General features: G+C 60.1%; 6 protein-coding genes. 3 read left to right on the top strand and 3 right to left on the bottom strand.

The features are described 5' to 3' along the window. The 3 genes from WCA53_RS05320 to WCA53_RS05310 all read left to right on the top strand — a co-directional run. Positions 1-928: ABC transporter permease (locus tag WCA53_RS05320; RefSeq protein ID WP_423906491.1), on the top strand; the 928-nt coding region annotated here is incomplete at its 5' end. 87 nt (positions 929-1,015) lie between these two features. Further along, positions 1,016-1,612 carry an alpha-ketoglutarate-dependent dioxygenase AlkB family protein gene (locus tag WCA53_RS05315; RefSeq protein ID WP_423906489.1) on the top strand — a complete coding sequence of 199 codons (597 nt, stop codon included), beginning with the start codon at positions 1,016-1,018 and terminating at the stop codon, positions 1,610-1,612. A gap of 118 nt (positions 1,613-1,730) precedes the next feature. Continuing rightward, positions 1,731-2,957, top strand: a complete 1,227-nt coding sequence (locus WCA53_RS05310; RefSeq protein ID WP_423906486.1) for a DUF2252 domain-containing protein — start codon at positions 1,731-1,733, stop codon at positions 2,955-2,957. Between the two features lie 79 nt (positions 2,958-3,036). Here WCA53_RS05310 and WCA53_RS05305 read toward each other — a convergent pair whose 3' ends face one another. The 3 genes from WCA53_RS05305 to WCA53_RS05295 form a co-directional block, all read right to left on the bottom strand. Continuing rightward, positions 3,037-3,324 (bottom strand): hypothetical protein, encoded by a 288-nt coding sequence (locus tag WCA53_RS05305; protein WP_423906483.1) that lies wholly within the window; start codon positions 3,322-3,324, stop codon positions 3,037-3,039. 141 nt (positions 3,325-3,465) lie between these two features. Beyond that, the gene (locus WCA53_RS05300) at positions 3,466-3,840 is read right to left on the bottom strand and encodes a phosphopantetheine adenylyltransferase (RefSeq protein ID WP_423906480.1); all 375 of its coding nucleotides are present in this window, start codon (positions 3,838-3,840) and stop codon (positions 3,466-3,468) included. Between the two features lie 112 nt (positions 3,841-3,952). Continuing rightward, positions 3,953-4,945, bottom strand: a 993-nt coding sequence (locus WCA53_RS05295) for an acyl-CoA dehydrogenase (RefSeq protein WP_423906476.1), incomplete at its 5' end; no start/stop codon positions are given.

Genomic DNA, 4,945 nt, shown 5'->3' with positions numbered 1-4,945 from the left:
GCTCGCGGGATTGTTGTTGCTCGGCGTCGTTCGATACGACCATTTCGCGTCCGCCTACAACATCTTCTCGTTCTGGCGATACAACTCGATGTTCGCGCTGATATCGGTGGGCATGGCGTTTGTGATCATCACGGGCGGCATCGATCTATCCGTCGGCGCAGTGGCCGCGCTGGCGAGCGTGGTCGCGGCGCTCGCGAGCCCGTACGGCGGCGTGGCCGGTGTTCTGGCCGGCGCAGCGGCGGGTTTGGCCGTGGGCGTATTGAATGGCATGGTCATTACGCACATGCGGATCTTGCCGTTTATCGTCACCTTGGCTACGAGCCTGGGCGCCCATGGAATGGCGCTGTTGCTGGGGCATAACGATGCGGTATCGATAGCGCCGAATTCGAGTTTCGCTAACTTCGGCCAGGGTGATCTATGGGGTTTGCCGATCCCGGGGATCGTATCGGCGATCGCCGCGGTGTTGGGCTGGCTTGCCTTGCGCAGCACGCGATTTGGGCGGCACGCGCTGGCTATCGGGGGGAGCGAGGAAGCTTCGCGATTAATGGGCTTGAATGTCGACCGAACGCTGGTCGCGGTCTACGCATTGAGCGGTTTGCTCGCGGGATTGGCAGGCGCGATCCTGGCGGCGCAGTTCGGTGCGGGTCAGCCCAATGAAGGAATCGGCTGGGAGTTGTTCGCCATATCGGCCGTGGTGCTGGGCGGCACACTGTTGACCGGCGGACAAGGGTCGATAGCGATGACCATGGCCGGCGTTGCGCTGCTCGGACTCGTGTTCAACCTGCTGAACTTCGAGAACGGCCTGGGGTTCATCAGCTTGTCGGCGTATTGGCAATCGGTGATCCGCGGCGTGTTCCTGTTGCTGGTAATCGTGCTGCAAGCGCGCGTGTTGAAGAAGCGGGTCGAGGTCAAGAAGCTTGCGCATTGAAGCTTCAAGATAGCGGGGAGCGGCGCGAAGCCGAGTTCACAGAGGGTATTAAAATACTCGGTAACCCGCTACCGGCCGCCCCCGACCATGCTAGATCTCTTCGAAGAAACGCTGCAGCCCGACATAACCTGGATCGATCACTGGCTAAGCCCCGGAGCCGCCTTCGCCGCATTTGCGAAGCTGATGGACGAAGTCGCCTGGCAACAGGACGAGATGAACACCCCGGCGGGCAAAATGCCGTTCCCGCGCTTGACGTCCTGGCAGGGCGATCCAAATGCCGAATACGTTTACTCGGGCATCCGAAACGTTCCAAAACCGTGGACGCCGACGGTAGCGATGCTAAAGGGCCAGGCAGAAATCACAGCCAATGCGAACTTCAATAGTGTCCTGATCAACCGCTACCGCACCGGCATGGACAGCATGGGCTGGCACTCCGACAAGGAGCGTGAACTAGGTGACCAGCCGACCATTGCATCTGTCAGCCTGGGTGGTACGCGCACCTTCGACTTCCGCCACAAAAAGACGCGCCTCACGCACACGCTTCGCCTGACAAACGGCAGCCTGCTGGTCATGCGAGGCCGCACGCAACTGGACTGGGCACACAGGGTTCCGAAAGAGCCGAAGACTCAAGGCGAACGAATCAACCTCACCTTCCGCTGGATACACGTTAGAGAAGGCGAATAAAAAGTCAGGCAAGCCCATTCACCGCCGGGCTATGGAGGCGATCTCGAAGATCGACTTTCGAATTTATTACACACGACGGCACGCGGTTTGCTATACGGTCTCACTCCAGGACCTGCACATGCCGACGAAAAACAAACCTCCCCGCCCCGACAAACGTCAAGCGCCGCTCAACGCGCGCCGCAACATGAAGATGGCCGAATCCGCGCACGCCTATGTGCGCGGCAACACCGGCAAATTCTACGAATGGCTCGATGGCATCGAAGGCCACACGTTGCCTGAAGGTCCGGCAATCTGGATTTGCGGCGATTGCCACACCGGCAATCTCGGTCCGGTCGCGGATGCCGATGGACGCATCGCCATCCAGATCCGCGATCTCGACCAGACGGTGATCGGCAATCCCGCGCACGACATCATCCGGTTAGGGCTCTCGCTGGCGACGGCTGCCCGCGGCTCCAACCTGCCCGGCGTCACCACGGCACGCATGATGGAAGCGCTCGCGGACGGATACGAGCGGGCCTTCGACGACAACGCATCCAACGCGGCCAAGAACGTGAAGCCCGAAGCCGTGCGCGTGGTAATGAAGGAAGCCGTGCGTCGAACATGGCAGCAACTGGCGGTGGAACGTATCGAAGATGTTGAGCCGACCATTCCGCTTGGCAGGCGCTTTTGGCCGCTCGATAAAGCCGAACGCACTGAAATTCACGAACTGTTCGAGCGGCGCGAGATTGCGAACATCGCGACTGCGCTGCGCAAGAACGCCGATGAAAAGCGCGTCGATGTGATCGATGCCGCGTATTGGGTCAAGGGCTGCAGTTCGCTCGGCCGGTTGCGCTATGCGGTGCTTCTGGATATTGATGGCGGCGCGGTGGAAGGCGACGATCTATGCCTCATCGACATCAAGGAAGCCGTGAAAGCGGCCGCACCGCGCTATACCGACCAAGGTCCGGACAAGCGCATGCCGCGCGACAACGCCGAACGCGTTTTGGAAGGGGCGCGGCACTTGACGCCGGCGCTGGGCGAGCGCATGCGCGCCGCGCGCCTGACGGACAAGTCAGTGGTCATCCGCGAATTGCTGCCGCAAGACTTGAAGCTCACGCTTGAACAGTTCACCGAAGCCGAAGCGATGAAAGCAGCCCGCTTCCTTGCGTTGGTCGTGGGTAAGGCCCACGCGCGGCAAATGGACAAGCACGAGCGGCGCGACTGGTTGTCGGTCCTGAGAAAGTCGCGCACCAAGACGTTCGATGCGCCTTCCTGGTTGTGGACCAGTATCGTGGAATTGGTGAGCAGTCACGAGGCAGGCTACCTTGAGCATTGCCGCCGATACGCATTGACGCCATCAGCATGACCGCGTGCCCCGGAACGACGAAGGCCGTTCCAATTGAAGAACGGCCTTCGTGCTTTAAAGCGGAAAACGCCTTTCAATATCAATAACCACGATACCCATGGTGGTCGTGCCATTGCTGCTGGCGCCATGCTTCATGGCGCATTTCACGGTGGCGCCATTCACGCTCGCGCCAGCCATAGCCACCGTAGCCGCCGCCATATCCATAGCCGACCACGACTGCCGGAGGCGGCGCCACATACACGGGCGCCGGCGCGTAGTACACGCCCGGCAGGCCGATGCCGACGTCGACATTGACGTGAGCGGACGCAGCCGCCGATACCATCAAAACACCCAGCCCCAGTACCGCACCCAGGATCTTCTTGTTCATTGCGCTTCTCCGTGCACTTGTGTGCAAGTCGTTTATGTACGCAGTGAGTGTAGGAGGCGCGCCCTGATACAAGTGATACCAGATTGCCATAAGAGTAACGGCGCATTTCCTGGAAGACCAAGCTCAGATCTCGCATTCGCTCTAGGTGTCTCGGTAAATAAGCACCCCCCCGGCCGCAATTAGGCAAGCGACCGCCACTACGTCCACCAACACAACTCGCGCAATCGCCGGGTTGTAACCGCCGACACACCATGCAATCCACAAGAACGACCCTGCGCTGACCAGGCCCGCAACAAGAGCCAAGGGCTGCTGTTCCGGGTGGAATGCACTGTAGACAATAAATACACCGAGCAATCCAAACAACACAGCGCGGTGCCGCATTAGGATGGCAAGGTCAGGTTCGTCGAATGACATTCCATAAAGCGCCGCCAGGCGTGCCCCCCCAACCGCACCGACAACCGGCAAGACATGTATGACACCGACGACAACCAGAAGAATCGTGATCAATTTATGCATGGTGACTTCAATAGAGAAATCTCATCAGTACATCTGAAAACGCTTACCCGTTCCCGCGTAATGACGGAGCCCGTAGCGCCAACGCTTGCAGCGACCGCGGGCACCGCAAGCATTAGTTGGTTTGCGACTCGTTAACTGAGTCCGCGCCGGCTAGCCACTGCGCAAGCATCGGTTCGGCGGCTTTCCTGCTTATCGGATGAAATGCAAGGCACCGGCACGCCGTCAGCAGATTGATGATTTCGCCGTCACGTACAAAAGCCAGCCCGCCTGCCAGTTCCGCCGCATGCATCGCGCTTCGTTCGATAATGCGTTGCACCGCAAAACGCACGAGCAAAACGCGCGCAAGCAATGACTGATCGACTGGGGCCGTCTGCATTAGTCGCACGGCGCCGTCTAGTGCAGCTTGTGCCGTTTCGAGTTCGCTGCCGAGCAACGCTCGCTCGTGGGGGTCCACGCGCACGTTTGTCAAGACCCTCTCCGCCAGCGCACTCGCCGCGCCTAAATAGCTGGCCGTCGCCACAATCTCAAACCATGCAAGTCCAGTCACTTCTCCGAGCGCCACGATTTCCGCGATCTCGGCATCGTCATCTCCTGCCAGCAGCACCTGGTCAGCACTCACGCGGACGTTCTCGAAACGGAGTTCGTTGTTATCGGCGGCGGCCAGCAGCGGCACCTTCCAGAAAGCGTGCCTGGAGATACCCGGCAGATCGCCGGCCAAGATTGCCATGCCCGTTCGCTTGTTTCCGTCGGCACCGACCTCGGCGACGCCGACCGTGATGATGTCCATGCAACCCGCCATCGTGCAAGGTTTCTTGCTGCCGTTAATCCTGAACCCGTCGCCGTCCCGCGTGACGTAGACCGTCGAGTCGAGGACGCCGGCTCCAAGCCGGCCCTCGGCAAACGCCGACGCCACAAGCAGATTGTCCGAAGCAACGTGACGCAACATATTGGCGCAACACGGAACGGCTTCAGCCAGGGTCTCGCAAAAACCTACCGTGAAGTTATGCATGGTCAGCATGACTGCCATGGACGGCGAACGAGCGCCGATCGCTCGCTGAATCCTGATTCCGTCGTAGGGCGAAATTCCCCTTCCCCCCCGCCGCGC

Source organism: Caballeronia sp., from assembly GCF_049581465.1.
Classification (GTDB): domain Bacteria; phylum Pseudomonadota; class Gammaproteobacteria; order Burkholderiales; family Burkholderiaceae; genus Caballeronia.
The sequence above is the reverse complement of the archived record's forward strand: the minus strand, read 5'-3'. Positions and strand labels throughout refer to the sequence as shown.